Annotated in this window: 23 protein-coding genes and 1 pseudogene; 10 read left to right on the top strand and 14 right to left on the bottom strand. The window is 68.0% G+C overall.

Features of this window, described 5'->3' with window-relative positions; genetic code table 11:
- From ACFY1U_RS49410 to ACFY1U_RS49435, 6 genes are all read right to left on the bottom strand, one after another.
- Window positions 1-726, bottom strand: a 726-nt coding sequence (locus ACFY1U_RS49410; protein ID WP_390700666.1) for an alpha/beta hydrolase, incomplete at its 3' end; no start/stop codon positions are given.
- 7 nt (window positions 727-733) lie between these two features.
- A complete protein-coding gene (locus ACFY1U_RS49415; RefSeq protein WP_390700667.1) occupies window positions 734-1744 on the bottom strand; it encodes an LLM class flavin-dependent oxidoreductase in 1011 nt (336 codons plus the stop codon).
- 72 nt (window positions 1745-1816) lie between these two features.
- Complete coding sequence (gene mdlC, locus ACFY1U_RS49420; RefSeq protein ID WP_390700668.1) at window positions 1817-3403, bottom strand: benzoylformate decarboxylase; 1587 nt, start codon at window positions 3401-3403, stop codon at window positions 1817-1819.
- 29 nt (window positions 3404-3432) lie between these two features.
- Entirely contained in the window at window positions 3433-3855 is a 423-nt protein-coding gene (locus tag ACFY1U_RS49425; RefSeq protein ID WP_390700669.1) for a heme-binding protein, read from the bottom strand.
- 252 nt (window positions 3856-4107) lie between these two features.
- Window positions 4108-5076 (bottom strand): PDR/VanB family oxidoreductase, encoded by a 969-nt coding sequence (locus ACFY1U_RS49430; protein ID WP_390700670.1) that lies wholly within the window; start codon window positions 5074-5076, stop codon window positions 4108-4110.
- Between the two features lie 3 nt (window positions 5077-5079).
- Window positions 5080-6390, bottom strand: a complete 1311-nt coding sequence (locus tag ACFY1U_RS49435) for a Rieske 2Fe-2S domain-containing protein (RefSeq protein WP_390700671.1) — start codon at window positions 6388-6390, stop codon at window positions 5080-5082.
- A gap of 375 nt (window positions 6391-6765) precedes the next feature.
- On the opposite strand from ACFY1U_RS49435, the gene ACFY1U_RS49440 reads away from it, so the two are divergent.
- The 4 genes from ACFY1U_RS49440 (at window position 6766) to ACFY1U_RS49455 (ending at window position 10538) form a co-directional block, all read left to right on the top strand.
- On the top strand, window positions 6766-7296 hold the full coding sequence (locus ACFY1U_RS49440; RefSeq protein ID WP_390700672.1) for a flavin reductase family protein: 531 nt from the start codon (window positions 6766-6768) through the stop codon (window positions 7294-7296).
- Between the two features lie 45 nt (window positions 7297-7341).
- Window positions 7342-8211 (top strand): fumarylacetoacetate hydrolase family protein, encoded by an 870-nt coding sequence (locus ACFY1U_RS49445; protein ID WP_390700673.1) that lies wholly within the window; start codon window positions 7342-7344, stop codon window positions 8209-8211.
- Window positions 8212-8360: 149 nt separating this feature from the next.
- Complete coding sequence (locus tag ACFY1U_RS49450) at window positions 8361-9839, top strand: aldehyde dehydrogenase (RefSeq protein WP_390700674.1); 1479 nt, start codon at window positions 8361-8363, stop codon at window positions 9837-9839.
- 93 nt (window positions 9840-9932) lie between these two features.
- Complete coding sequence (locus tag ACFY1U_RS49455; RefSeq protein WP_390700675.1) at window positions 9933-10538, top strand: nuclear transport factor 2 family protein; 606 nt, start codon at window positions 9933-9935, stop codon at window positions 10536-10538.
- A gap of 252 nt (window positions 10539-10790) precedes the next feature.
- On the opposite strand, the gene ACFY1U_RS49460 is transcribed toward ACFY1U_RS49455, so the two are convergent.
- The 8 genes and pseudogenes from ACFY1U_RS49460 to ACFY1U_RS49495 all read right to left on the bottom strand — a co-directional run bounded on the left by ACFY1U_RS49460 (window position 10791) and on the right by ACFY1U_RS49495 (window position 17009).
- Complete coding sequence (locus ACFY1U_RS49460; protein WP_390700676.1) at window positions 10791-11180, bottom strand: nuclear transport factor 2 family protein; 390 nt, start codon at window positions 11178-11180, stop codon at window positions 10791-10793.
- A gap of 292 nt (window positions 11181-11472) precedes the next feature.
- Window positions 11473-12183 carry a GntR family transcriptional regulator gene (locus ACFY1U_RS49465; RefSeq protein ID WP_390700677.1) on the bottom strand — a complete coding sequence of 237 codons (711 nt, stop codon included), beginning with the start codon at window positions 12181-12183 and terminating at the stop codon, window positions 11473-11475.
- A 290-nt stretch (window positions 12184-12473) separates the two neighbouring features.
- Window positions 12474-12998 (bottom strand): YbhB/YbcL family Raf kinase inhibitor-like protein, encoded by a 525-nt coding sequence (locus tag ACFY1U_RS49470; RefSeq protein WP_390700723.1) that lies wholly within the window; start codon window positions 12996-12998, stop codon window positions 12474-12476.
- A gap of 135 nt (window positions 12999-13133) precedes the next feature.
- Window positions 13134-13409: pseudogene (locus ACFY1U_RS49475) on the bottom strand (aldo/keto reductase); the annotation flags it as partial.
- 91 nt (window positions 13410-13500) lie between these two features.
- Window positions 13501-14508, bottom strand: coding sequence for an SDR family NAD(P)-dependent oxidoreductase (locus ACFY1U_RS49480; RefSeq protein ID WP_390700678.1), 1008 nt, complete (start codon window positions 14506-14508; stop codon window positions 13501-13503).
- Between the two features lie 581 nt (window positions 14509-15089).
- Complete coding sequence (locus tag ACFY1U_RS49485) at window positions 15090-16085, bottom strand: quinone oxidoreductase family protein (protein WP_390700679.1); 996 nt, start codon at window positions 16083-16085, stop codon at window positions 15090-15092.
- Between the two features lie 8 nt (window positions 16086-16093).
- Complete coding sequence (locus tag ACFY1U_RS49490; RefSeq protein ID WP_390700680.1) at window positions 16094-16597, bottom strand: nuclear transport factor 2 family protein; 504 nt, start codon at window positions 16595-16597, stop codon at window positions 16094-16096.
- A gap of 13 nt (window positions 16598-16610) precedes the next feature.
- Window positions 16611-17009 carry a cupin domain-containing protein gene (locus tag ACFY1U_RS49495; protein WP_390700681.1) on the bottom strand — a complete coding sequence of 133 codons (399 nt, stop codon included), beginning with the start codon at window positions 17007-17009 and terminating at the stop codon, window positions 16611-16613.
- 175 nt (window positions 17010-17184) lie between these two features.
- On the opposite strand from ACFY1U_RS49495, the gene ACFY1U_RS49500 reads away from it, so the two are divergent.
- The 6 genes from ACFY1U_RS49500 to ACFY1U_RS49525 all read left to right on the top strand — a co-directional run bounded on the left by ACFY1U_RS49500 (window position 17185) and on the right by ACFY1U_RS49525 (window position 25045).
- The gene (locus ACFY1U_RS49500; RefSeq protein WP_390700682.1) at window positions 17185-17931 is read left to right on the top strand and encodes a GntR family transcriptional regulator; all 747 of its coding nucleotides are present in this window, start codon (window positions 17185-17187) and stop codon (window positions 17929-17931) included.
- Window positions 17928-18836: an alpha/beta hydrolase family esterase gene (locus ACFY1U_RS49505; RefSeq protein WP_390700683.1), complete on the top strand. Its 909-nt coding sequence runs from the start codon at window positions 17928-17930 to the stop codon at window positions 18834-18836. The genes ACFY1U_RS49500 and ACFY1U_RS49505 overlap by 4 nt, the downstream gene beginning before the upstream one ends.
- Window positions 18837-19246: 410 nt before the next feature.
- Window positions 19247-20188, top strand: a complete 942-nt coding sequence (locus ACFY1U_RS49510) for a VOC family protein (protein ID WP_390700684.1) — start codon at window positions 19247-19249, stop codon at window positions 20186-20188.
- Between the two features lie 240 nt (window positions 20189-20428).
- Window positions 20429-21745 carry a Rieske 2Fe-2S domain-containing protein gene (locus ACFY1U_RS49515; RefSeq protein WP_390700685.1) on the top strand — a complete coding sequence of 439 codons (1317 nt, stop codon included), beginning with the start codon at window positions 20429-20431 and terminating at the stop codon, window positions 21743-21745.
- A gap of 405 nt (window positions 21746-22150) precedes the next feature.
- On the top strand, window positions 22151-22897 hold the full coding sequence (locus ACFY1U_RS49520; protein WP_390700686.1) for an SDR family NAD(P)-dependent oxidoreductase: 747 nt from the start codon (window positions 22151-22153) through the stop codon (window positions 22895-22897).
- A 657-nt stretch (window positions 22898-23554) separates the two neighbouring features.
- Window positions 23555-25045, top strand: a complete 1491-nt coding sequence (locus ACFY1U_RS49525) for an MFS transporter (RefSeq protein ID WP_390700687.1) — start codon at window positions 23555-23557, stop codon at window positions 25043-25045.
- Window positions 25046-25307 lie beyond the last annotated feature (262 nt).

Raw genomic sequence — 25307 nt, forward strand, 5'->3', positions numbered from 1 at the left:
CCGCCTCCAGGCCATCGAGCGGGACACCGACGTGGCCTGAGCTGTGGTGCACACAACTTCGTACTCGATGGTGCACTCAGAGGAGTACCTAGACAGCAGGCTCGTGGCGGATGGGAGGAACCGGTCGGAGGTGCCGTGGAACAGCACGGTCGGTGGGTAATGCCCGTCGATGTGGCTGATCGGGCTGGCCGCCGCGGCGTCGTCGGCCGTGGCGTCGGGCCCGAGTATCTGTTGGGCCGGCAGCTCATCTTGACCGGGCGTCAGCGACAGCGCGGCGGGAGCGTAGTACGCGATCACGGCCGCGGGGACCGGCACCGGGGACGCGTCGCCGGGCACGTCGGGTTCGTCGCGGCCTGCGGTTCCGGCCAGGAGCAGCGCGAGCAGGGCGCCCGCGCTGTGCCCCTGCAAAACGATCTGCCCGGCGTCGATGCCGAGTTCGTCGGCGTGCTCGTGTGTCCACCGCAGAGCCGCCCGGGCGTCGTCGAGCTGCGCGGGCCATGCCGCGGAGTCCAGCAGCCGGTAGCCGGCGGCGATCGCCGTGATTCCGTGCGAGGCGAGTGCCTGGCACCGGGTGTGGACGGCTGCACGGTCGCCGAGCCGGAAGGCGCCACCGTGCAGTACCAGGACGGCGGTGTGCAGATCGGCGGCCGGGTCGGGGGCGAAGACGTCCAGCCGTTGGCGCGGGTCGCCGCCGGGAACGTAGTCGAAGGTGGAGAAGTCGCTCATCGCCGGGTCAGCCGATCCCTGCCGCGCGCAGCAGGGGAATGACCTCGCGACCGAACACCTCGTGGGTTCGGCGCAGTTCGGCCGGGGCGTAGTTGAAGGTGGCCATGAAGTTGCCGGCGCCGAGGGCCCGGCACTGGCGGATGATCTCGTCGGCCACCTGCGCCGGTGTGCCGAGGATGAGCTCGTCGGGGTCCAGCTTCATCTGCGGTGCGTCGGGGATCTTCAGACTCTCGAAAGACACCCGGAAGAACTCGTCGTGGCCGTCCTTGGCCGTCCGTGTGGCCCGCTCGAGGTCCGCCTCGTCCTCGACGAGCACGACCTCGCGGCGGATGCCGACCTGGTCGGGGCCGGTGGGCATGCCCGCGGAGCGGGCAGCGTCCTGGTAGGCCTCGTAGACCGGCACCAGTTTGTCGACGTTGGCGAAGCCGCCGCACATCTTCAGCCCCCGCTCCCCGGCGCGGCGGGCTGAGGCCTCGCTGGTGGCGGCGGTCCAGACGGGTGGTGAGGGCCGCAGGAAGTGGGGTGTGATGCGTATGTCCTCGAAGGAGAAGTGCTTGCCCTGGTGTGTGACGGCGGGCTTGGTGACGGCGGCCAGCAGCACGTCGAGTGTCTCGGCGTGCACTTCGGCGGCGTGTTCGCGGGAGATGCCGACGACGGCGAGCTCGGGCGGGATGCCGCTGACCACTCCCATCTCCAGCCGTCCTTCGGTGAGGTGGTCGAGCATGGCGAACTCCTCGGCGACCCGCCACGGGGTGGCGTAGACCGACACGGAGCCGAGTACGCCCAGGCGCAGGGTGGTGGTGCGGGCGGCGAGGTGGGCGATCACCAGGTTCGGCGACGGGCTGTAGCCCGGGCCGAAGTGGTGTTCGCTGAAGAAGACGCCCTCGAAGCCGAGTGCCTCGTCGTCGACCCACAGATCGAGGTAGCGGCGGAACTGCTCGTGCACGGTGGCGGGGTCGTCGCGTCCGGCCGGGTCGTGCACGGACTGGAAGAACTCGAAGAGCCAAGGCTTGATCATCGCGGTTTCCTCATCAATCGACAGGGATGTACGGAGTCCGTCGGCTGCCACCCCGGGCCGCCCGCACCACGGTCACGGCCGGGTGAGCTCGGTCTCGACTTCGATCAGGGTGGGTTTGCCGCTGCCGAGGGCCGTTTTGAACGCCGCGGCGAAGTCCTCGGGTGTGCTCACCGATGTGGCGTCCATGCCGTAGCCACGTGCGAGCAGGGTGAAATCGATGTCGGGGACGTCCATCCCGGCCACCTCGCCGGTGTCCATGATCTCGGCGTGCCAGCGCAGCGCCCCGTAGGTCCCGTTCTTGAGGATGACCGTGATGACGGGGATGTCGTGCTGGGCGGCCGTCCAGAGCGCGGTGATGCCGAAGTTCGCTGAACCGTCACCGATGAGCGCGACGACCTGCCGTTCTGGCCGGGCCAGTTGGGCGCCGATCGCGGCGGGGAGGCCGAATCCGAGACCGCCCGACGCCGGCCACAGGTAACTGCCGGGGTGCTGCATGTCCATGTGCGCCCAGAAGGCGCCTATCGTGGAGGTCGTTTCCGACACCCAGATGGTGTCGGCGGGCGCGAGCGCACGCAGGTCGGCGAACAGCCGCTCCGGGTGGACCCGGTCCTTCGACGCCGCCGGGACGGGGAAGTCGGGCAGGGGAGGAAGCGGGGGACGCCGGCCGGGGGTGACGGCGTCGGCCAGCCGGGTGACGGTGTCGTGAATCGCGCCGACGAAGGCCTCTCCCATCGGAGCGCGAGTCGCCTCGCCCGTATCGCTGGTGACCTGCAGGAGCCGGGCGCCGGGCGCCAGGTAGGGTCCCGGATCGAACTGGTGGTAGCGGAACACCGGGGCGCCGATCACCAGAATCAGGTCGTGCCCGGCCAGCGCCTGTGTCACGCCCCGCACCGACGCCGGGAGCAGGCCGCGGAAGCTGGGGTGCCGGGTCGGGAAGGAACAGCGCGGCGAGAACGGGGACAGCCACACCGGGACGTTGAGGGCCTCCGCCAGCCGCACCGCCTCGCCGTACGCGCCCGAGGCGTCGACATCGGGCCCCAGCACCAGCGCCGGGCTGGCCGCCTCGTCGAGCGCGGTGACCAGTTCGGCGAGCTGGTCACCGCTCAGGCAGGCCCCGGCGGCGGTCCGCCGCCGCAGCAGGTGTGCCGTCTCCTCGGGCGCCTGCTGGGCCCAGTCGTCATACGGCACCGACACGAACACCGGGCCCCGGGCCGGCAGGGTCGCGGTGTGGATCGCCTGGCTGATCACCCGCGGCACGTCCTCGGCGCAGGCCGGCTGGCCGCTCCACTTCACCAGCGGCCGAAGCAGCGTCTCCGGCTCGACGATGGACAGCACCACCTCCTGGCCGATGGTGCTGCGGACCTGCTGGCCCGCCAGCACCACGAGCGGGGTGTGCGAGTACACCGAGTTCGTCAGCACGCCCATCGCGTTGCCGGTTCCGGCCGCGGCGTGCAGGTTCACCACGGCGGGCCCACCGGATGCCTGCGCGTAGCCGTCCGCCATGGCCAGCACCGCGCCCTCGTGCAGGCCCAGAATGTAGCGGAAGTCGTCCGGCATGCCCGCGAGGAACGGCAGTTCGTTCGAACCCGGATTGCCGAAGACGGTTGTCAGGCCGTGCGTCCGCAGCAGCTCGTACGTCACATCACGGACAGTGGTCATAGGAGGCACATCCTTGGCAGTCGAGCCGGTCAGGCGAGCAGGTCGGCGATGCTCTTGAGGGCGGTGGCGGCGATGCGGTCGTCGGTTTCGCCGTCGGCGCCGCCGACGCCGATGCCGCCGATCACTTCTGAGTCGTCGACGGTGATCGGCAGTCCTCCGGGGGCGGGCAGGAGGTTGGCGTCGATGGTGTGCTGGGGTACGGCGGCCATCTGGGGGCTGGCGGCGAACTGGGCGAAGACGGTGGTGGTGAAGCCGGTGACGGCGGAGGTGTAGGCCTTGCGGCGGGCGGTTTCGATGGCGATGGGTCCGGCGCCGTCGTCGGCGAGCAGGATGCGGGTGATGCCACCGCGGTCGACGACGGCGACCGCGAGGTGCAGTCCTTCGGCGCGGCCGGCGGTGAGGACGGCGTCGGCGGCGGCGCGGGCGGCTTCGTAGGTCAGCGGGGCCCTCATGCCGCACCGCCTACGAACGGGTGGGCGTGCCTCGGGGGCGGGAGCACTCGTGAGGAGGGGGCAGTCATGTGTTTCCTTGAGGATGAGGGCGGTCCGGGAGGACCGGCGGGTGGTGGGCGGCGGTGAACCGGGGTGCGCGCAGGGGCTCGGCGGTGGGGGCGGGTCACGCTGTGAGCAGGGCCGTTTCGGCGTCCTCGAGGGTGGTTGGGGGTTTCGTGGTCACGGTGTTTGTCGCCTTCACCGGGTGTGGGCTCAGAGGTCGAGTTCGATGTGGGGGCTTAGGGCGCGGGAGGTGCAGGGGGTGAACAGCCCGCCGGCGTGTTCGTCGTCGGTGAGGACGTCGTCGCGGTGGTCGGGCTCTCCGGCCAGGACGCGGACCACGCATTCGCCGCAGATGCCCAGCTGGCAGGACGAGGGGGCGTCGACGCCGTTGCGGAGCAGGACGTCGAGGATGCTTTCGTCCGGGGGGACGTCGTATTCGGCGCCGGTGGAGGCCAGCCGGACGGTGAAGCCGTTGCCGGGGTCGCTGTCGGCGGCGGTTGTGGTCGGTGTGAAGCGTTCCTTGTGCAGGGCGGCGGCCGGCCAGCCCAGCTCGCGGGCGCCGTCGAGGACGTGGTCGATGAAGGGGCCCGGGCCGCAGACGTAGACGGCCGTGTCCGCGGCCGGGTGGCCGAGGTCACGGTGCAGGTCGAGTCTCTGCTCGTCGGGTTGGTCGTCGAGGTGCAGGACGATGTGTGGGTGGCCGGAGAGCCATTCGGTCAGCGCGACGTCCGTGGCGGAGCGTGCGCAGTAGTGGAGGGTGTAGTCGCCGTTGGCGTCGTCGAGTTCCTGGGCCATCGCGGCGAGTGGGGTGATGCCGATGCCGCCGGCGAACAGCAGGTGCCTGCGTGCCGGCGCGAGCGGGAAGTTGTTGCGTGGGGCGGAGATCTGTACGTGGTCGCCGACCTGGAGTCGGTGCATCGCCGACGAGCCGCCCCGGGAGTGTTCCTCGCGCAGGACGGCGAGGCGGTAGCGCTTGCGGTTGCCGGGTTCGCCGCACAGGGAGTACTGGCGGACCAGCTCGGCGTCGGGGCCGTTGCGCTCCACCAGTACGTCGATGTGGGCTCCGGCTTCGTGCGGGGGGAACGGGGTGCCGTCGGCCGGTTCCAGGTCGAGGACGACCACACGGGGGGTCGTCATGGTCCGGCCGGCGACGACCGCGTCGGTCCAAGAAGCCGTCATCGATCAACCCACTCGTGCGTCGGCGACGGACGGGGCAACGGCTGTGGACCGGGCGGTGAGACCGGGGCTGACCGTGAACACGCCTGACTTCACCTGGCGCAGCTGGGCCTGGCCGTGTTCGACGTTGATGGGGTCGCGGCCGGCTTCGACGTCGTCCACCATCTTCCTCAGCATGCGGCGCAGCGCCACCACGCTCTTGTCCGAGGTGGCCAGGGTCTCTTCGGAGTGCTGCGTGATGGGGCCCTGGGAGCTTTGGGCTTCGAAGTCGCCGGGGAAGCGCTGCTTCTCCTCCTCGGTCAGTTCGAAGAACAGCTTGCCGTTCTGCTTGATGCCCAGGACGATCCGCGTCAGCCGGTCCGGGCTCTGGGCCCGGACCACCATGAAAGCCCGGTAGGAGGTGTCGTCGGACGGCACGATCCAGATCAGGCAGTCGTGGCGGCGGTCGGGGACGACCTCGACGAAGTCGGGCAGGGCGATGATGTTGGGCAGCTGTACTTCGAAGCACCAGTCCATGTCGGCGGTGGTGCCGTCCGGTTGGTCGCGCTGCCAGCGCTGGCGGTACATCAGTCCGTGGTCGGTCGTGATGTTGTACCGGATCTTGTCGGAGACCGTGTACGGGTCGAAGTAGGAGGGGGGGAAGCCGATGGTGCCGGTCCCTTCGAACTGCGGGCCGCTGTGGGTGTAGTGCAGCCACATGGCGTGGACCGGGTCCATCGCGTTCTCGAAGGCCTGCAGCCAGTTGAAGTCCCCGACAAGCCCGGTGACGTTCTGGCCTGGGACGGGCACCTCGGAGAACAGCGACTCGCCGTCCGCCAGGTTCTCGAGGCATTCGTAGCGGGGCAGTGGGGGCTTGCGGTCGGGCGGGCCCATGTAGACGAAGACGAGGCCGTAGCGCTCCTCGACCGGGTACCAGGGCTGGCGGGCGACGTCACGGCGCAGGCCGCGGCCGGGCTCGCAGGCCTGCTCCAGGCAGTGGCCCTGCACGTCGAACTTCCAGCCGTGGTAGCAGCAGCGGATGCCGTCCTCTTCGACGCGGCCGTAGAAGAGGCTGCTGCCGCGGTGCGCGCAGCGCTCGAAGACCACGCCGGGACGGCCACTGCCGTCGCGGAAGACGACCAGGTTCTCGCCCAGGATCCGCGTGCGGTGCGGCAGGTCGCTGGTCAGCGCACTCGACGAGGCGACCGGATGCCAGTACCGGCGCAGCGCCTCGCCCATCGGGGTCTCCGGCCCCACCTCGGTCAGGCGGGCATCATGCGATGAGGCGGGACGGCCGTAACCGGTCCCGGTGTCCTGGCCGGAAGACGTGACAGTCATCGTTCTCTCCTTTGAGCTCGAAAACTCTGGTCGCGTCGGGTGGGCGCCGCAGGGCGAACTCGTTCGGACGTCAGCCAAGGCTCCGGGCGTGCGGCTGCCTCATCGGGAACTGTGGAACATCAATCTTGCCGATCTGACACATCAAAGATAGCGTCAGTGCACGAAAACTTGTCAATGGTTACTCAGTCCGCAGGTCGACATCGTCGGCCGACGGGGGTGTGGCGAGGCTCTGCCTGCCTAGGTCACATCAACTAGCATGACCTGAAATATCAGATTCTGGCGACGGTCGTGGATCCCGAGCCGCGCGCCGCTGGGTGGACGCAATGGCGGTCGTGATCGCGGAGAAGGCCGCGATCGCGGGATGAGGAGGGTTCCGTGGGTGACGATTACGAACCGACGCACGGCGACGTCCGAAAGGACGCCGACCGTTTCCGTGAGCTTCTTACGGCGATGCCGAGCGGCATTGCCGTCATAACCGCCGTCGACGACGGTGAACCGGTCGGGCTCACCGTCGCCACCTTCCTCATGGTGTCGGCGGATCCGCCGCTGGTCGGGTTTCTGCCCGGGGTGTCGTCGACGAGCATCGGCCGGATACGCCGGTCCGGTTCCTTCTGCGCGAACGTGCTCACTGCGGACCAGGAGCACATTTCCAACGCCTTCGCCGTGCCTGCGGCCGACAAGTTCGCGGGCCTGTCGTGGCGTCCTGCGCCGGCGACAGGCTCTCCGGTGCTCGAGGGGGTGGGGGCATGGATCGACTGCCGGATCACGGCCGTCCACGAGCACGGCGACCACTTCATCGTCGTCGGGGAAGCGGCTGACTTCGAAGGGGTTTCGGGGGAGCAGCCGCTGGTCTTCCACCGCGGCCGGTATGTAGGTCTGGAGACCGAGAAGAAGACACTCGCATGAGTCCGTTGCCCAGGGATGTGACGGCTGATTCCGAAAGGGCTGCCCATGAAGCTGCTCACCTATCGCGTCGGTGAAAAGGAGTCGTTCGGCGTCCTGTCGGCCGACGGGGTCGTCGACGGCGCCGAAACACTCGCCGGGGATGCGACATCGATCCGCGAGTTGCTGGAGCGCGACCTGGTGGGGACGCTGGAGCGGCTCAGCGCGCGCCGCGCGGCCACGTACTCACTGGCTGAGATCGAGTTCCTGCCGCCGGTCCCCGACCCCGCGAAGATCTTGTGTGTGGGGGTCAACTACGCAGACCACCGGGAGGAGACCGGGCACGTCGAGAAACCGGAGCACCCGACCGTCTTCAGCCGGTTCGCCGACACCCAGGTCGGCCACGGACAACCCGTCGTGCATCCGCCGAACTCGAAGCAGCTGGACTATGAGGGCGAGGTCGCGGTCGTCATCGGACGTCACGTGTCGAGGATCGAGACGGACGCCGACGCGCGGGCGGCGATCGCGGGACTGTCCTGCTACAACGACCTGAGCCTGCGGGACTGGCAGTTGCACAACAGCCAGTGGCTCCCGGGCAAGAACTTCACCGGTGTTGGTTCGTTCGGTCCCTGGTTGGTCACCATGGACGAATTCGACGACCTCGGGTCGGTACGGCTCACCACGCGAGTCAACGGTGAGAAACGGCAGGACGCCACGCTCGATGACCTGGTCTTCGATTTCACGGCCATTCTGCGCTACGTCACCGGGTTCACCCGGCTGGCCCCCGGCGATGTCATCGCCACGGGAACGCCGGGCGGGATCGGGCTGGCCGCGAATCCGCCGCGTCTTCTCGCTCCCGGTGACGTGACCGAGATCGAGGTGTCGGGCGTCGGTGTGCTCCGGAACACCATCGTGGCGGCACCCGAGGGGCCGAAGTGAACAGCCGTGATCGTCACCAGCGGTCCGCGCGGTCTCGGGCCCGAACAGTGGAAAGTCGATGAGCAGTCCGCTTCAGGGGCATCCGCGTCAATTCAGATAGTCGCTGTCGCCGCCGTGGCGAGCAGCCCGTGTTGTCGAGGGAGACAAGAATGTCAGGGACCGACCCCAAGCCCGCCACCCCGACCTGTGACCTGTTCATCGACGGGCGCCGGGTCGCGGCAGAGGCGGAGCGGTACATCGACACGACCGAGGCGCTGACAGGCAAGCCGATCGCTCGGGTCGCGGCCGCCTCCGCCGCCGACGCCCGCCGCGCGGTCGACGCCGCGGCCGCGGCACTTCCGGCATGGTCGGGACTGCCACCGGCCCGCCGCCGGGAGGTGCTGGAGCGTGCGGCGGCGCTGCTGGAGGCGCGAGCCGACGACATTTCCGCGGTCATGGGCACGGAGATGGGGGCGACCCGGCCGTGGTGCATGTTCAACGCCCACGTCGCCAAGGGCATGCTCGCCGAGGCCGCGGCGCAGGCGTACTCCGCGGTCGGTGAGGTGATCCCTTCCGACGTGCCGGGGCTGACCGCCCTGGGGATCCGGCAGCCGGCCGGCGTCGTCGTGGGAATCGCACCGTGGAACGCGCCGCTGATTCTTGGCGTGCGGGCGATCGCGATGCCGCTGGTCTACGGCAACACCGTGGTGCTCAAGGCGTCCGAGCAGACGCCCCTCACCCAGACCGCGATCGTCGAGGTGCTGCACGAGGCGGGTGTGCCGGCCGGTGCGGTCAATCTGATCACCAACGCCCCCGAGGACGCCGCCGAGGTCGTCGAGGCCCTGGTTGCTCATCCCAGCACGGCTCGGGTGAACTTCACCGGGTCGACGAGGGTCGGCCGGATCATCGGCGAACTGGCCGGGCGGCACCTCAAGCGTGTCGTGCTGGAACTGGGCGGGAAGGCACCTCTGCTCGTACTGCCCGACGCCGACCTGGAGGCCGCCGCGGCCGCGACCAGTTTCGGCGCGTTCATGAACCAGGGCCAGATCTGCATGTCGACCGAGCGGGTGATCGTCGACAGTTCGGTGGCCGACGAGTTCAGTCGGCGGCTGGCCGATCGCGCCGCCAAACTCGTCGTCGGACCGCCCGATGACCCCTCCTCCCAGATCGGTCCCCTCGTGAACGCACAGGGCCGCGACCACCTCCTCGCGTTGGTCGAGGACGCCCGCGCGCGCGGCGCGCAGGTACTGACCGGCGGCGATGCGGACGGGCTCTACGTCCAGCCGACCGTTCTTCGTGGCGTGACACCGCAGATGCGGATCTATACCGAGGAGTCGTTCGGGCCCGTCGCATCGATCATCGAGGCCGATGGCATCGACGATGCCGTGGCCAAGGCCAACGACAGCGAGTACGGGCTCTCCGCCGCGGTGTTCGGCCGGGACGGCGGAGTCGCGCTGGACGTGGCGCGCCGCATCCGGTCGGGGATCTGCCACATCAACGGTGCCACGGTCCACGACGAGCCGCAGATGCCGTTCGGAGGCGTCGGCGCCAGTGGCTTCGGCCGCTTCGGCTCCAAGGCGGCGCTGGAGGAGTTCACCGAACTCCGCTGGGTCACGATCCAGTCGGGGGAGCGGCACTACCCGATCTGATCGGCGTACGCGCATCGCATACGCCGGAAACAGCAGGCGGCCATTCCCCCCATGGGCGGTGTCCCCGACGACCGACCAGAAACGGAGATCTCGGTGAACGCGGATCAAGCGAAGATCAGACAGCTCGTGGAGAACTGGGCGCTGTGGCGGGACGCCGGCGACTGGGAACGGTTCGCCACCGTCTGGCACAAGGACGGGTGGATGAGCGCCACATGGTTGCAGGCCCCCGCCGCGGAGTTCATAGCCGCCAGCAAGGAGGGCTTCGACAACGGGGTCAGCATCCTGCACTTCCTCGGCGGCCACACCTCGGACGTGGCGGGGGAACGGGCGATCGCCCAGACGAAGATGACGATCAGTCAGCGCGCGGAAGTGGACGGCGTGCTGGTGGATGTGGTGTGCACCGGCCGGTTCTACGACTTCCTCTCCCGGGACGACGGCGAGTGGACGATCGTCCGCAGACAGCCCATCTACGAGAAGGACCGCCTCGATGTCGTCGACCCCGGCGCCTCTCTCAAGCTCGCCCCCGAGCTGCTGGCCCGGTTCCCGGTCGGCTACCGCTACCTCGGATATGTGCAGACGAAGGCCGGGTTCACGGTGAAGCCCGGCTTGCCGGGCCTGGTCGGCGAGGCGGTCGACCGCCTCTACGCGGAGGGCGCCGCCTGGCTGGCGGGCTCCGAGCGGCCCGGGGTGCCCCAGTGAGCTCGGCCCGCCCCACGCCGGGGGCACATCCGGAAGGGACTCCCCGTATGTCTCCCGGGCAGGCCTGGCACACGCCGGCATGGGAGACCCTCGTGTGACCTCACGCACTGTCGCCCAGACCGCGCCCGCACACGTCCTCTACTCCGGGCCGGAACGTCGGCGGCGATCCTCCCGGGCGGGCGGGGCTTGCCGCCGGGATCCGATACCCGGTGTGGCCCCGTTCCCGGACCTTGGAGCACGCTCACTCGTGGTTCATGAGGGTGGTAGGCGCCGGGCGAGCTGTAGTTGGGCGAGTTGCCAGCCGTCGTCGGTGCGGACCCAGACGCGGGTGACGGCCTGCTGGATGACGAAGGGGGGTGTGCCGGGCACGAAGGGGATGCGCATTTCCTGCAGGCAGCTGACCGTCGCCGTGTCGGGATAGTGGCGGATGGTGGCCGTGAGGATCTGCACGTCCTCGGGACTCGGGCGTTGCGCCGTGTCGGTGAGGAACTGCTCTTTGTCCTGGATGAGTCCGGCGGGGGAGTGGACGATGGTGAACTGGGGGTGCAGCAGTGCGCGCAGGGGCTCGATGGTGGGGGCGAGCCACGCTGTGAGCAGGGCCGTTTCGGCGTCGTCGACAGTGGTCGGGGGTGGCGTGGTCACGGGTGTCGCCTTTCGCCGGGCGTGGGGTAAGAGATGTGAGGGCTGCGGCCTCGGGAGGCGCAGGGGGTGAACAGTCCGTCGGCGTGTTCGTCGTCGATGGTCGGGTTCTGCGGCGCGGAGCCGAAGCCGCACCCGTCCCGCACCGCATCACGCGTGCGCGAGGCGGATGGGTGATGCGGTGCGGACGCCTCGGGCCCGCTCACGCATCGTTGCCGGAGGTTCCCCCTCGTGGACGCCGCCGCCCCCCTGGTCACCGACGGCGCTCCCTGCGCTCTACGGGCTGGATGGCCGATCATGGCAGTGGCACGATCTCCGTGGTGGTGACCGATGGCCACCGCGCGAGTACCTGCAGGACGCGGTTGTGTGACTGCTGGATGTACTGACGGGCGAGCTCGGCGGCCTTCTCGCCGTCGCGGCGACTGAGCGCCTCGTTCCAACTCGCCATGTACTCGGGGGAGACGGAGAAGATCAAGGTCGAATCGTTGAGCAGCGACAACACCCGTCTCAGCTCGCCGACCACCGGGCGATACGCATTGATGATGTAGGGATTGCCTGTCGCGTTCGTCAGTACCTCGAACATGTCCTCCGCCAGTTCGAGCAGTCGTTGGGTCAACTCGCGGATGGGCAAGTCGGTGGACTGCAGCTCCAGGAACTGCTGACGCGCAGCGACAACACGGTCGAGCTGCTCCTGGGCGGCCTCGGTGACGCCGAGGCGGACTGTCTCGGGACCGAGGAACTCCCAGAAGTTGAACAGGTCGTCGACTCCTCTGATGGTCATCGGTTTGACCTGGTACCCCCGGCGAGGCTGCGTGTGGACCAGCCCTTCGTGGTCGAGTCTCGTGAGCGCCTCGCGGACGGCGGAGATGCCCAGCTTGGTCTCAGCGACGAGCTGGCGTTCGGTGATCCGTTGTCCGGGGAGAAGGCGACACGAAAGGATGTCCTCGCGGAGACGACAGTAGGCGATCTCGCGCAGCGGAAGTGCCACAGGCTCGTCAACGGCCACCGTCTGTCACCTTCGTCCTGGGAAAGATCTCAGCTTGCCCTGTAACTTCGAAATTAGCATCTCTCTCGCACTTTGTGCTGCTTCAATTATGCTGATCTGTCATGTCAGATGCCCCTCATTGGATGGACTGGACGCCTACGCCCACGAGCAGCGCAGCCCAAATCGCGCGTTGGGAGGCGTGCGCTCTTGCGGCCGGCCGACTCCTACGGCAGCGAACGCCTCGAGCTGCGTCAGCACGGGGCGTTCGGCCGGTCGAAGTGACTCCGCATCACCTCGGGTCCTCGCCGTTCCTATGACCGCGCGGCGAACCGTCCGGTCATCACAGCACGGGCGAGTGTGTGCAGGGAGAGGTTGAAGCCCAGGTAGGCCGGGGTGGCGTCCGGGTTCAAGTCGAGCTTTTCCACGTCGACCGCGTGGACGGCGATGTAGTACACGTGCTCGCCTGTGCCGGGAGGCGGCGCGGCACCGACGTAGCGCTTCAGGCGCGCGTCGTTGGCCAGTTGCCACGCCCCCTCCGGTAGACCGGAGCCGGAGTCGTCGCCCGCCCCTGCCGGGAGTTCCGTCACCGATGCCGGGACGTCCGCGACCGCCCAGTGCCAGAACCCGCTCGCCGTCGGCGCATACGGGTCGTACACGGTGACGGCAAAGCTCCTGGTCTCGGCGGGGAAACCCGACCAGCTCAGATGCGGGGAGGTGTCCGTGCCACCGATCCGGCTACTGATCTGCGCGATCGGAAGAACCGCACCGTCCTGCACGTCATTGCTCTTCAGCGTGAACGACGGAAACTTTCCAATTTTGTCGTAGGGAGATTCCATGGTTGTGCCCTTTCGTGTCTGGTTTCCGATCAGAAGGTGGCGGTGTGGTCGCGCCCCACCTCTCGTCCGCAGGACATACCGTGACGGGCCGCACAGCCGCGGTGCTCTGCCCGCGCGGCTTCCCGGTACATCGGGGTCGACGCGGTGCTGGTAGAACAGGTCGATCACGTCGGTGCGGAGCCGCTTCAGGGACTCCTGCGCGACATGGCGGATCTGCTCGGGACGGCTGTTGAGGCCCACGCTGCGTCCGTCCTGGATGTCCCAGCCGAACTTGGTGGCGATCACCACCTGGTCGCGGATCGGCTCAAGCGCCTCGCCGAGCAGCTCCTCGTTGGCGTAGGGGCCGTAGACCTCGGCGGTGTCGAAGAAGGTCACGCCCTCGTCGGCCGCGGAGCGCAGCACCGCGATCATGTGAGGTCTCTGTCGAGCCGCCCCTCACAGGCCTGTCCGAGGCCACCGCCCCGGGATCACGGCTGGACCGGGGCGCTCACACCTTTCGGGACTACTGCTCCTCGACGCCTGCGAGGGCCGCCAGCACTTCAGGCGTCGGCCACAGTGCCTCCTCCACGCCGGCCAGCGCCTGTTGCGCCACCGCCTGCTGCAGAGGAACGTCCGCAAGCGCGGCCTGCAAGGCATCCTGGGTCCAACGCTGGTCGGCGTTGTCGAGGTGACGGCTGATCGACCAGCCGTCAACCACGGTCAGATGGTCCCCGAGGATGCCGAGGATCCGGCCGGTGAAGCGGCAGGACGGCGACGCGAGATACGAAACGACGGCTGCGACGTTCTCCGGGGCCATGCGGTCGAAGCCCTGCTCGACCGGTTTCATGACAGCGGGGGCCACTGTCTCGCTGATGCGCGACCGGGCGACCGGCGCCACCGCGTTGACGCGGACGCCGAGCTCGGCCAGTTCGTCCGCCAAGGCGATGGTGAGGGCTGCGACGCCCGCTTTGGAGGCGACATACATGGGATTGCCGGCATGGGGGAAGAGCCCGACGCCGGACGAGGTGTTGATGATTCTCCGGCCTGGTTGTGGGCCCTGCTCGCGCCAGCGGACGGCTGCCGCGTGGCTGAGGGCGGCTGTGCCGGTCAGGTTGACCGCGATGGTTCGCTCCCAGTCGTGCCGGGAGATGACGTCGATGGCGCCGAAGCGCGTGATGCCCGCGTTGTTGACGACGATGTCGAGTCGCCCGAACGCCTCCAACGCCGCTTGTGCCAGGGCCCCGGCACCGTCCCAGTCCGAGATGTCGGTGGTGTCGGCCACGGCGCGGCCGCCGGCGGCGGCAATGACCCGCACGACGTCCTCGGCGGGCCCACTGTTCAAGTCGCCGTCGCCGCTGAACTCCCCACCGGGATCGTTGACGACCACGGCCGCGCCCTGGCCGGCCAGCTCCAGAGCATGCGCTCTGCCGATGCCCCGGCCCCCGCCCGTGACGATCGCGACCTTGCCGTTCAGGATTCCCAATTTCTTCTCCCTTTCGGTCTTCTTCTTGTTGACGGCGAAAGGTGCCACCCGAGCCCGTGAAGCCGCTGGCTGTGCTGCGGACACGAAAGGGTTGTGTCGGTCACTTCCGTCGCCGCTTCCTCCCGCCCGTCACCCGGTCAGTCGATGGCGGCAGCTCGACGCCAGGGACTGACCGAACGGCCGGACAGGGCGCGCAAGGGTCAGTGCACTCGAGCAGGCGACAGTGCGCAGTGAGAGGAGGCGAGAGGCCCATGGCCGTGTCCACCATGGGTGTCCAGAATGGTGAGATGTCAAATTAGTCAGTCTGATGCATCAATTCCTCCATCACGGAACACGCACGAAGGAGTTTTGTCAATAGCTTCTCGTCAAGTCGGCGGATCGCTGTCGCTGTTCCCTGGTGCTTGGCGGACCAGGCCCACGACTCCCAGGATCGATGTCTCCTGGTGAGTCGAACGACGGAGCCGACCCGCTCACGCGCACGGACCCCGGCCACGCCCGCACCGTTCACTCAGCCCTGCTCGACGTCCTTGGCCGGATCCGCATCCGACCGGCCTCCCGGAGGTGAACACCGCCCGCAGCGAGCGTGCCGCTCAGCAGTCCGGTGGCGGGCTCCAGCCGACTGTCGGCTGCTACGCGACATCCGCCGTGGCGCGCGTCCCGGAGTCGAGGAGCAGCACCTGCTTTCCCCAGCCGGCTCGGTTCGTGAGATTGTGATGCGCTCTCTCGATGTCGCCGAGGTGAAAACGTCCGGTCACCGACGCGTCGAGGACACCGGATTCGGCGAGGTCGAAGACGGCCTGGACACGTGCGCGCATCTCCTTCGCACTGGCGACAAAGTCCCGCAGCGCCGGCCGGCTGAGATATGGCGATCCGAGGAAGGAGAGCCGTCTGAGGTCGAACGGCGGCACGGCCCCGCTGGTGGCGCCGTAGAGAACGACGTGGCCTCGTCGCCTGACTGCCGAAAGGCTCGCTTCAAAGGTGGCCTTCCCGACGCCGTCGTAGACCACGTCAACACCACGACCGGCCGTGGCACCTCGTGCTCCGTCGACAACGTCGTCGTACCCGAAGACGGCCGCGGCGCCCGCCGAGGCAGCCACGTCCGCCTTCTGCGGCGTCGACGCCGTTGCTATGACGCGCGCACCACGATGGGATGCGAGGCGAACGAGGAGGCGTCCGACTCCGCCGGCCCCGGCATGGACCAGGACATCGTGCCCGGGGGCGGTCTCGTAGGCGTCCGTCGCGAGGTAGTGAGCAGTCACGCCTTGCGCTGTCAAGGCCGCGGCAGTCTCCACGGAAATGGCATCCGGTATCGGCGCGACGAGTGCCGACGATACGGCGATCAACTCGGCGAAACTGCCTTCGGCGAGCGGCCACGCCACGCGTTGGCCAAGAGCGAGGTCGTCGACCCCCGGGCCGGCCTCGACGATCGTTCCCGCTCCTTCGACTCCTGCGATGAAGGGAGGAGCCGAGCCGAGCAGTCCGGTGCGCGCGATGATGTCGTGATAGTTCACCCCCGCGGCTTCGACGCGAACCAGCACCTCACCCGGTCCGGGGCGCGGATCCGGGACCTCTTGGAGTTCCACGACACCGGCACCGTTGGTGTCGGTGACGACGACGGCTTGCACGACGGCCCTCAGCTGGTGACGGGCGGGGAGGGCACGAAGTACGCGACCTCGCGACTCAAGAGTCCGTCACGGACATGAAAGTTGTGCATGAGCCGACCCTCCACACGCGCACCGGGCGGGAGCACGGACGGGTCCATCAGACCTTCCGATCCGGGCCCGACGACGTAGCTGATGCGCTGGTCGATGAAGCAGCGCTCCGAAGTGGCATATGCGTCGACAAGAGAACCTTGGAGGTCCTGGAGGACAACGAGCAGCCGGCGGTAGTTGTCGAGCACCGCGGGCTTCCCGCCATAGACGAGGTCGGCGCCCGGGATGTGGAACTCCCACGTGATGTCGTCGCTGTAGAGCGTCGCCAGCTGGTCGAGCTGCTCCGGATTCTCCCACTCGAGATGCCAGTGGACCAGCCACAGCGCGTGCTCGGCCGTACCCTTCGGCGGCTCGGTCCCGGCATCCGGATAGACCTCGGAGCCGGAGGTCACCGTCACCCCGGTCGCGTGTTGAAGCGTGGTCATGCCTGTCTCCTTGTCATCGTTCCTGCGCAGGCCGTGGTTCGCGTTCCAGCTGATGATCTGCGAGTGGCAGATAGTCCTCCCGGCCGGGCGCGAAGACATCGAGAGCGAAGACCGTCTCGGTGCCGAGGACCCGGGCGTCGTGAGGTACTCCCGCAGGGATGTAGAGGCACTCGCCCGGACCGACGACGTAGCGGTCGCGACCGTCGAGGACAAGCTCGAGGGTTCCCGAGAACACGAAGCAGGTCTGGTCGAAGGGGTGCTGATCGGTGGGAACGGGCGGGTGACCAGGGTCGACCCACACGAGCTGCATCAGTGCGTGATCGGCGACGATCGCCGTGCGCCGGAACGCCCCGTCCAGCCCGGCTGCCTTGGGCAACTCGTTGAGCTTCGCGTAGTAGGGCCGACTTGGCACGGGGTCCTCCTTGATCGGCGGCGGGTACTCCCGCTTACTGACAGCATTGAATCTGTATGCAGAAGTAGACGTCAAGAAGAAACTGTCGGCAGTTGCTGGTCTAAGTGTCCACTTTGTGTGCTTAGATGCAGGAGTTTTCATTGCCTGCGACTCTCGTACTGACTACAGTTGTGGCATGCCGAATCAACATCACACACGCGCCGGGTCTGATGCCTCCGCACCTGTGGAACTCGGGGGGGTCGCGTCGGCGTACCGGCGCGTCCGCCACGCGATCCTGACTGGCGAACTGGCCCCCGGTCAGCGCGTGTCGCAGGTGCAGCTGGCTGCTCGACTGGGTGTCGGCCGCCCCACCCTTCGCGAGGCTCTTCGGATGCTCCAGAACGAGGGGCTCATCCAGGCCGAGCACAACCGTCAGGTCCGCGTCGCCCCACTCGAGATGAAGGACTTCGAGCAGCTGTGCGCCCTCCGGCTCGCCGTCGAGCCCATGGCCGTCCGGCTCTCGGTGCCGGCCCTGACCGACCAGGACCTGGTTGAGCTGTCCGCGGCTGCTTCAGAACATCGTCAGCTCTCCGCAGGGTCGGACGCCCAGGCCGCCGCAGACGCCCATCGGCGCTTCCACGCGCTGATGTTCAGCCGTGCCGGCGATCGCATCAGGCGGATGGCCGATGAGCTGTGGCAATCCGCGGAACGGTACCGCTCTCTCATGCTCAGCCGGCAGCAGGATCTGCATGCGGTGGCACGGTTGGCCGAGGCCGACCACGACGCGATCCTCGAGGCGGCGCTCCGACGCGACGGCAAACGCTGCGCCGACCTGGTGGCCCGGCACATCGCAAAGGTCAGTTCGATCACGTTCTCCGTGATCGACAGTGGTCGTGAACCCCATCTGCTCCGGACCGCCGTGGATCAGGCGGTCGCGCAATGAGCCGCTACGCCGACACCGAACGCCGGACCATCCACCACGACGGCATGGACCGTACGTATGCGCTCCACCTGCCGCCGGAACTCGATCAGACAGGGCGCCGAGTCCCGGTACTGGTGGAACTGCACGGCAGTGGCTCACATCCGGAGCAGCAGTTCCGAGTCAGCGGACTGCACCGTGTGGCGGAGGAGCTCGGTCTCGTTCACGTCCTCCCACAGGCCGCCATACCCCTGACCCTCTTCCCCGGGTGGGAGCCCGGCTATGCGTGGAACGTACCCGGCGTACCGCTCCCGCACGCCGATGGTGCCGGTCAACCGCACAGTGCCGACGACATCAGCTTCATCGGCGCATTGCTCGACGAGCTGGATCGTCTACTGCCGCTGGACAGACGACGGATCTACCTGGCCGGCTACTCCGGCGGAGGCCGGTTGTGCTCACACCTGCTGTACGCCAGGGAAGGCTTCGCCGCCGCGGGCATCGTGGCTGGGCTGCGCCGCCCAAGAGGCGCAGCGGGCCGTGCGCATCCGCGAGACGACCGCCCGCATCGCCTGCCGTCCATAGTCGCCTTCCACGGAACCGCTGACCCGGTGAACCCCTTCAAAGGGGGCCCGGACGCCCGCTGGGACGCCGGTGTGTTGGAGACCGCGGCAGCGATCGCCGCCGACGCCGACGCCGAACCCCTTCCCCGGCGCTACCGCGTGAGTGACGGGGCCCGACTGGTCAGGTATGTCGACCCCAGCGGCCACCCGCTCGTCGACCAGTACGTCCTCGAGGGCGGGGTGCACACATGGCCTGGCAGCCACGACGACGAGCACGCTCGACTGTTCGGCGGGATCAGCCGCGAGATCGACGCCAGCGCGATCATGAGTCGTCTCTTCGGAACCACCGCCCTCGGTAATCGGAACTGATCCCCTGCGGGGGCTGCGCGGGGCCTCGATTCGATCACCGGCAGACCATGGCTTTCGATCGCCATGGCGCGCAGGCTTGCCCGGACGCGCGGTGAGGGGCGGGTAGGCCCCTGGCCGTAGGCGCTCATCACGACGAATGAGCCGGCAGGAGTGCTTCTTCGGGCGGATCCAGGCCTCGGCGACGAACCTTGGCCCCCTCTGCTCCAGCCGTTCTCGACGCCCTGGTCTTCTGGGGCTGGTCAGTCCCGGGAACTGCGATCAAGGCTAACTGATGTATCTGTTGGCAACCTTGAAATATCACCAACCCCTGCTTACAGTTTATGTGTCTGGCATCTGAGATCTCACTCCGCGAACGTCGAATCGACTCGGCCGCCGTGTGACTGTGAACGAGCGCCCAGGGAGGACCCGTCATGAGCTTGCACGGTATACGGTCCATAGTTGTCGGAGTGCCGAACGTCCAGGAAGTAGCGGCCTACTACGACGAGTTCGGCTTGCGTGAGGTCTCCAGTCCCGGAGACGCCCGTCGGCGCTTCGCAACCCTCGATGGCGGTGAGCAGCTCGCGATCGTGGGCTCCCCCCAGCGCCGTCTCCTCGAGCTGGCCCTGAGGGCCGACGATGAGGACGACCTGGCACGCATCGGCAGTCAGCTGACGGCCTTGAACGTCGCTTACAAGAGGGAGGGGGCGAGTCTCCTGACCGAGGAGCCGAACAGCGGGCTCACCGTCAGGGTCCAGATAACGCCCCGCCTGGTACAGGCGCCCGCGGCAGTGGCTCCCACCAACGGGCCCGGCCGCCCGGACAGGCCGAACGGCCGGGCGGCTGCCGTGACACGCACCACCCGGATCCGCCCTCGCCGGCTGGGTCACCTCATGGTGGGTTCCCTCGACCAGGAGGCATCCCACCTGTTCTTCACCAAGGGCCTCGGCTTCAAGGTGACCGACCACATCGTCGGGCTTGCCTCGTTCCTGCGTTGTTCTTCCGACCACCACAACGTGCTCGTCCAGCAGTCGCCCGTGAGCTACCTGCACCACACTGCCTGGGAGGTGAACGATGTCGACGAAGTGGGCCGGGGTGCGGCGGACATGCTGCGTGGTAACCCGGAGCGGCACATCTGGGGCATGGGGCGCCACTTCATCGGATCGAACTTCTTCTGGTATCTCAGGGATCCCGCGGGAAACTACTCCGAGTACTTCTCGGATATCGACTGCATACTCGAAGACCAGCTCTGGAAGCCGGAAGTCGTTGCCGATGCGACACGGGAATACGGGTGGGCGGAGCCTGTGCCGCCCTCATTCCTCAAGCCGGACGACCTCGCCGACCTCATGATGGGCAACCATTCACCGAAGCGGTAGCCGCCGGTTTTGTCGGTCAGCACTCCGGGGACTGTTGCCCTGCCGACCGGGCCCGCCGAAAAGGTTCTCCGCAGCGGTCTCACCGCGCTTGCTCCCGACAGGTCCGGACCGGGGCAGTCATCGCCGCTTCCGTTCCCATTGGCGGGCAACCGACTACGACCGCTCGATGGTCACGATCTGGTGATCTGCGAAGGCCGGAGCCGGTCCTGCCGTCTGACTTCAATGGAGAAGGAGAGAGATATGACGATCCAGAACTCCGCCCCCGTAACCGGTACCGATACCGGTACCGGTTACGGGCGGCCGCGGCCTTCGCACGACGCGCGGCTGACCGAGGTCGGCCCGGGGACGCCGATGGGGGAGGCGCTGCGCCGGTACTGGCACCCGGTCGCCAACTCAGGCGCACTGACCAGTGAAGTCCCGCACTGCACCCGGGTGCTGGGGGAGGACCTGATCGTGTTCCGGGACGGTGCCGGCCGGGCGGGTGTGGTGTTCGAGAGGTGCGCGCACCGGGGCAGCAGCCTGTACTACGGACGTATCGAGGAGGACGGAATCCGCTGCTGCTACCACGGGTGGAAGTTCGACGTTCAGGGGCACTGCCTGGAGCAGGCGTGCGAGCCCGGCCGGGGGCGGCGCCGCGACGTGGCCCGCCAGCCCTGGTACCCGGTCGAGGAACGCTATGGCCTGGTGTTCGTCTACATGGGGCCGCCGGAGCGCAAGCCGCCGCTGCCGCGCTATGACTTCTTCGAGGAGTTGGAGGAGGGCGAGGCGATCTACGCCGAGATCCCCGTCCCCGGGCAGGACGTGACGGGCATGTTCACCGACTTCAACTGGCTGCAGGGCTTCGAGAACGCGTTGGACGCGGTGCATCCGATGTGGCTGCACTACCACCACAGCGGCCCGCAGTTCGACATGACCGGTACGCCCGACGGGCTCCCGCACTCGTTCTTCGACCCCGACACGGCCCCTGCAAAGATCCGGTACGAGCGGACCGAGCGGGGGGCGATGACCGGGCAGCGGTTCGAGCGCAAGGAGCCGGACGGCACGACCGCCGAGGTGGAGATGGTCGTGGAGGTGCAGGTGCCCACCATCATCGCGCTACCCGACACCGCCTGGGCCCACCCCGGCCGGCGTCACGACTGCCTGATCTGGGTCGTGCCGTCCGACGACACGACGACCCGGGCGTTCATCGTCGTCCGGGGGAAGGACATCGAGCGGGTCCTGCACGTGGTCACCGGTATCAGGCAGAACGGGAAGCTGTACTTCGAGCTGACCGAGGAAGAGAAGCAGCGCTTTCCCGGTGACTTCGAGGCCCAGGGCTCGCAGGGCCCGATCACCCTGCACTCGGAGGAGACCCTGGCCTCCGCGGACAAGGGCATCGTGATGCTGCGCCGCATGCTGCGCCAGGCGGTCGATGACGTCGAGGCCGGCCGCGACCCGCAGAATGCCCACCCCGACGACAACGCGCCGCGCAGCACACCGGCTGGTTTCTTCGACGTCAGTACGAAGGCGGCCGGTGCCCTCGCCGAGGCCGGTACCGCTCCTTCGGCTGACTCCTGACGGGCTGATGGCCTGTTCACCATCTGCTCCTCGCGCGTCATCGCGTCGAGTGCCGAACTCGATCCGTGGCCTCTGCGCATCCCGCGCATCCCGGCCTGACAGAGGGATCGCCTGTGACCAGCTGGATGCTCCGTCCCGGAGTTTGTGACGGTTGTGCAGTCCTCGATTTCGGGGTCGTGAACGGGTGAGGGCCCTTCGGGACCGGCGTGGATCACGATTCCCACACCGACCAGAAGGGCCCTGATGGCCCCGCCGTAATGCATCCACTGACGCAACGGCCTTTTCGGGCGGGTGCCGCGTCCGCCAGGACTCTGCTGCCTGGGGCGCGTCCAGGCGGGGTGTACGTCGATTTCGCAGGCGGTCAGGTCCCACCCCGTCCGTCGAATTCTTGTGAGGTGTTGTGTCATGGCTGGACGTCTGGCAGGCAGGATCGCCGTGGTGACCGGCGGCAGTTCAGGAATCGGTCAGGAGATCGCGCGCAGACTGTCGTCGGAAGGCGCTGACATCGCGGTTGCCGATGTCAGTCCGGCGGACGAGACGGGCGCGTTCGTGGAAGCGAACGGACGGCGGTTCCTCAGTGCAAAGGTCGACGTGTCCGACGGTGCGCAGGTGAACGCCTTCGCCGCGGAAGTCCGGGACACGCTGGGCCGTGTGGACATCCTTGTGAACAACGCGGTCAATGTCACCATGGGCGACTTCGAGCAGGTCACTTTCGAGGAGTGGACCCAGACCTTCTCGGTCAACGTCAATGGCGCGTTCCTGACGGCCAAGGCATTCCTCGAGGACCTCAAGCACTCCAGCGCGGGCCGGGTGATCAACATGACGTCCTCGAGCTACTGGGTGAGCCCGCCGCCCCTTGTCTCCTACATCTCCGCCAAGGGCGCCCTGAACGGGTTCACCTCCGTGCTGGCGGCGAACCTGGCGGCATATGACGTCACGGTCAATGCGGTCGCGCCGAGCCTGGTCGGGACCGCCAAGGTGCTCCAGCACACGAGCGAGGAGTTCATCGCCCAGACCGTACAGATGCAGGACCTCAGGCGGCTGCAGACGCCTGAGGAGGTCGTCGGCACGGTGGCATTCCTCGCGTCCGACGACGCAGCGTTCATCACCGGCCAGATCATCGCCGTCGACGGGGGAAGCACCCGCCGGTGAGCTGACCACGCGCAGACCGTAGCCCGTGGGCCGTGACGCTCAGGTGCGAGGTGGCCGCCGAACCTGGAGCGAGCCGCCTCTGAACACCAGGCCACGGTCAGCGCGCCACTGGCGGGCAACCACACCCGTCGGCGCGCCGGGAACGAGGGCTTCGACCGGGACGGGGCGGATCCGTGGGAGCCGGAGGGTGCGACTCCCTCCGGCTACCCGACCTACCTGCACCGGATCGCCGGCGGGGCGTCATTGCCGTCCGGGGTTCGGCAACTACCCCAACTGCTTGCCGGGACTTCGTGCTCCAGCGCAGCGGCGACATCGGATCGCCCTGTTCGTCCGGCTTCGCCGGCTTCAGCAACGCCGGCACCAGGAAGGGCTCTCTTTCCCCCGGGCCGAAGCGTGGTTCAGGGCCCAGGTCGACACCGTCGCCGACATGCTCGGCGGGCAGTTTCCTCATGGCAGGCATTGCTGCCGGAGGCCAAGAACGATCTGACAGCCCACCCAGGGCACGGCGGAGAGTCCCGCCTTGGGGATCCCCGCCGATAGATGTCAATTTCAGAGGAATGATAGTTCAGTTCAACCAATTGACATCTCAGAATGGTAACTTGATATTTCAAGAGTCCCAACGTGGCGTTCCAATAATTGATGCGTTCGGAGGACCTCTTGAGTTCCGCTCCCGTCCCCGCAGGTAAGGGCACCTTCCGCAGTGTTGGATGGACTCCGCGGCTTGCCCTGTCCCTGATCTCGCTGGTCTGCCTCGTCGAATCGGCGTCGTTCACCAATGTGAGCACCGCCATCGCGATTCCCAAGATCACCAACCACTTCCACACCACGCAGAGTGGCTGGCTGCTGACGGCCAACTTGCTGGCCGGAGCCGCGTCCGCCCCCCTGCTCGGCAAGCTCGCCGACCTGTACGGCAAGCGCCGGATGATCTGGATTTCGCTGGTCGTGGCCGGCCTCGGCGAGATCCTCGGCGCGACCGCGACCGTGTTCTGGATGATGATCGTCGGTCACATTCTGCTGGGCCCGCTCACCGGCCTGCTCTTCCTGTGCTACTCGCTGATCCGGGATGTCTATCCGAAGAAGCTCGTTCCTTTCGCCGCCAGCGTGTCAGTGACGGGCATCGGGATCCTGCTGGTCGGTGCGCCCATCGTCATCGGCGTCCTTCTTGATCACCTCGGGTTCCGCTCGCTCTACCTGTTCAACCTCTCATGGCTGGTCGTGATGGGGACGCTCATGCTGCTGACCACCCCGGAGACGGGCGTGCGCCGTCCCGCGCGCATCGACGCGATGGGCATGCTCCTGCTGGCCGGCGGTGTCACGCTGATCCTGCTCCCCGTCAGCAAGGGCGCGGAGTGGGGGTGGGGTTCGGCCCGTGCCCTCGGCCTGATGATCGGCGGAGTGGTCGCGCTCGGGGTCTACGTGGTCGTATCGCTCCGGATTCCTGAACCGGTGCTCAACCTGCGGCTCCTCGTCGGCCGGACCCTCCTGCTCGGGGTACTGGGCGGGGGCGTGGCCTATGGTCTCGCAGCGATCACCACTACCCTGGTGGGGTTGCTGGCGATGACGCCCAGGCACCTGGGCGGCAGCTACGGCCTGGGCTTGTCGGCGACCGAGTACGGCCGCCTTGTGCAGGGCCCGTTCGCGCTCGCCGGTGTCGTGGGCGGCGTGCTGGTCGGCGTGCTGGTCCGGCGGACCGGCCCCAGGCTGATGATGTACATCGGCCTGGGCCTGCTCACGTCCGGCTCGCTGGCGCTCATGCTCGCGCACGACACGGTTGGGGAGCTGCTCGTCGGCGCCGTGCTCTTCGGCCTCGGGCTCGGTTGGGCGACAGGCGCCGTGCCGAACCTGGTCATCGCAAGCACGCCGGTCTCGGAGCAGGGTTCGATGTCGTCGGCCGGCGGGCTCAGTACCGGCGTCATCGGCGCCACCATGACCACTGTGGCGTTCGCCATCATGACCTCCACCGCCACATCCCCGAAGCCCGGCGTGCTCGTCTACGGCGACTCCGGTATCTCGACCAGCCTGCTGGTCTTCGCCGCCCTCGCCTTCGTCACCCTGCTGATCGGTGCGACCCTCCTTCGCCCACGCGACAGGGGTGCGACTGAGGAGCGCGCGGCGGCATCCGCCCAGGAACCCGCCCTACCCGTGTGAGGCAACGGTCTTGCCGTGGCGATCACCAGGCTGACCGCCACGGCAAGACCGGTTGTGATATGGCCCGCCGTAGCAGCGACCTTCCAGCCGTGGTCGCGATGCGCTGATTCCGCCGTCCGCGACTGCGGCCCAGGAACGGCAACGAGCGATGGGCCTGCCACCACCAGGCCGGATACGACACCGTCCTGGAGTTCCCCGTTGCTGGTCGCGTCACCGTGCTGTGCTGACGAACGGATGGCTCCTGGCGAGGTCCTGCCGGGTC

Origin of the sequence: Streptomyces sp. NPDC001351, from assembly GCF_042896045.1 — a bacterium.
Taxonomy (GTDB): Bacteria; Actinomycetota; Actinomycetes; order Streptomycetales; family Streptomycetaceae; genus Streptomyces.

Excerpts from the sequence above, each read along its gene's own strand:
- ACFY1U_RS49415 (WP_390700667.1), bottom strand. The coding sequence starts at position 1,744 with ATGATCAAGCCTTGGCTCTTCGAGTTCTTCCAGTCCGTGCACGACCCG.
- mdlC (WP_390700668.1), bottom strand. The coding sequence starts at position 3,403 with ATGACCACTGTCCGTGATGTGACGTACGAGCTGCTGCGGACGCACGGC.
- ACFY1U_RS49425 (WP_390700669.1), bottom strand. The coding sequence starts at position 3,855 with ATGAGGGCCCCGCTGACCTACGAAGCCGCCCGCGCCGCCGCCGACGCC.
- ACFY1U_RS49430 (WP_390700670.1), bottom strand. The coding sequence starts at position 5,076 with ATGACGGCTTCTTGGACCGACGCGGTCGTCGCCGGCCGGACCATGACG.
- ACFY1U_RS49435 (WP_390700671.1), bottom strand. The coding sequence starts at position 6,390 with ATGACTGTCACGTCTTCCGGCCAGGACACCGGGACCGGTTACGGCCGT.
- ACFY1U_RS49445 (WP_390700673.1), top strand. The coding sequence starts at position 7,342 with ATGAAGCTGCTCACCTATCGCGTCGGTGAAAAGGAGTCGTTCGGCGTC.
- ACFY1U_RS49450 (WP_390700674.1), top strand. The coding sequence starts at position 8,361 with ATGTCAGGGACCGACCCCAAGCCCGCCACCCCGACCTGTGACCTGTTC.
- ACFY1U_RS49470 (WP_390700723.1), bottom strand. The coding sequence starts at position 12,998 with ATGGAATCTCCCTACGACAAAATTGGAAAGTTTCCGTCGTTCACGCTG.
- ACFY1U_RS49490 (WP_390700680.1), bottom strand. The coding sequence starts at position 16,597 with ATGACCACGCTTCAACACGCGACCGGGGTGACGGTGACCTCCGGCTCC.
- ACFY1U_RS49500 (WP_390700682.1), top strand. The coding sequence starts at position 17,185 with ATGCCGAATCAACATCACACACGCGCCGGGTCTGATGCCTCCGCACCT.
- ACFY1U_RS49505 (WP_390700683.1), top strand. The coding sequence starts at position 17,928 with ATGAGCCGCTACGCCGACACCGAACGCCGGACCATCCACCACGACGGC.
- ACFY1U_RS49510 (WP_390700684.1), top strand. The coding sequence starts at position 19,247 with ATGAGCTTGCACGGTATACGGTCCATAGTTGTCGGAGTGCCGAACGTC.
- ACFY1U_RS49515 (WP_390700685.1), top strand. The coding sequence starts at position 20,429 with ATGACGATCCAGAACTCCGCCCCCGTAACCGGTACCGATACCGGTACC.
- ACFY1U_RS49520 (WP_390700686.1), top strand. The coding sequence starts at position 22,151 with ATGGCTGGACGTCTGGCAGGCAGGATCGCCGTGGTGACCGGCGGCAGT.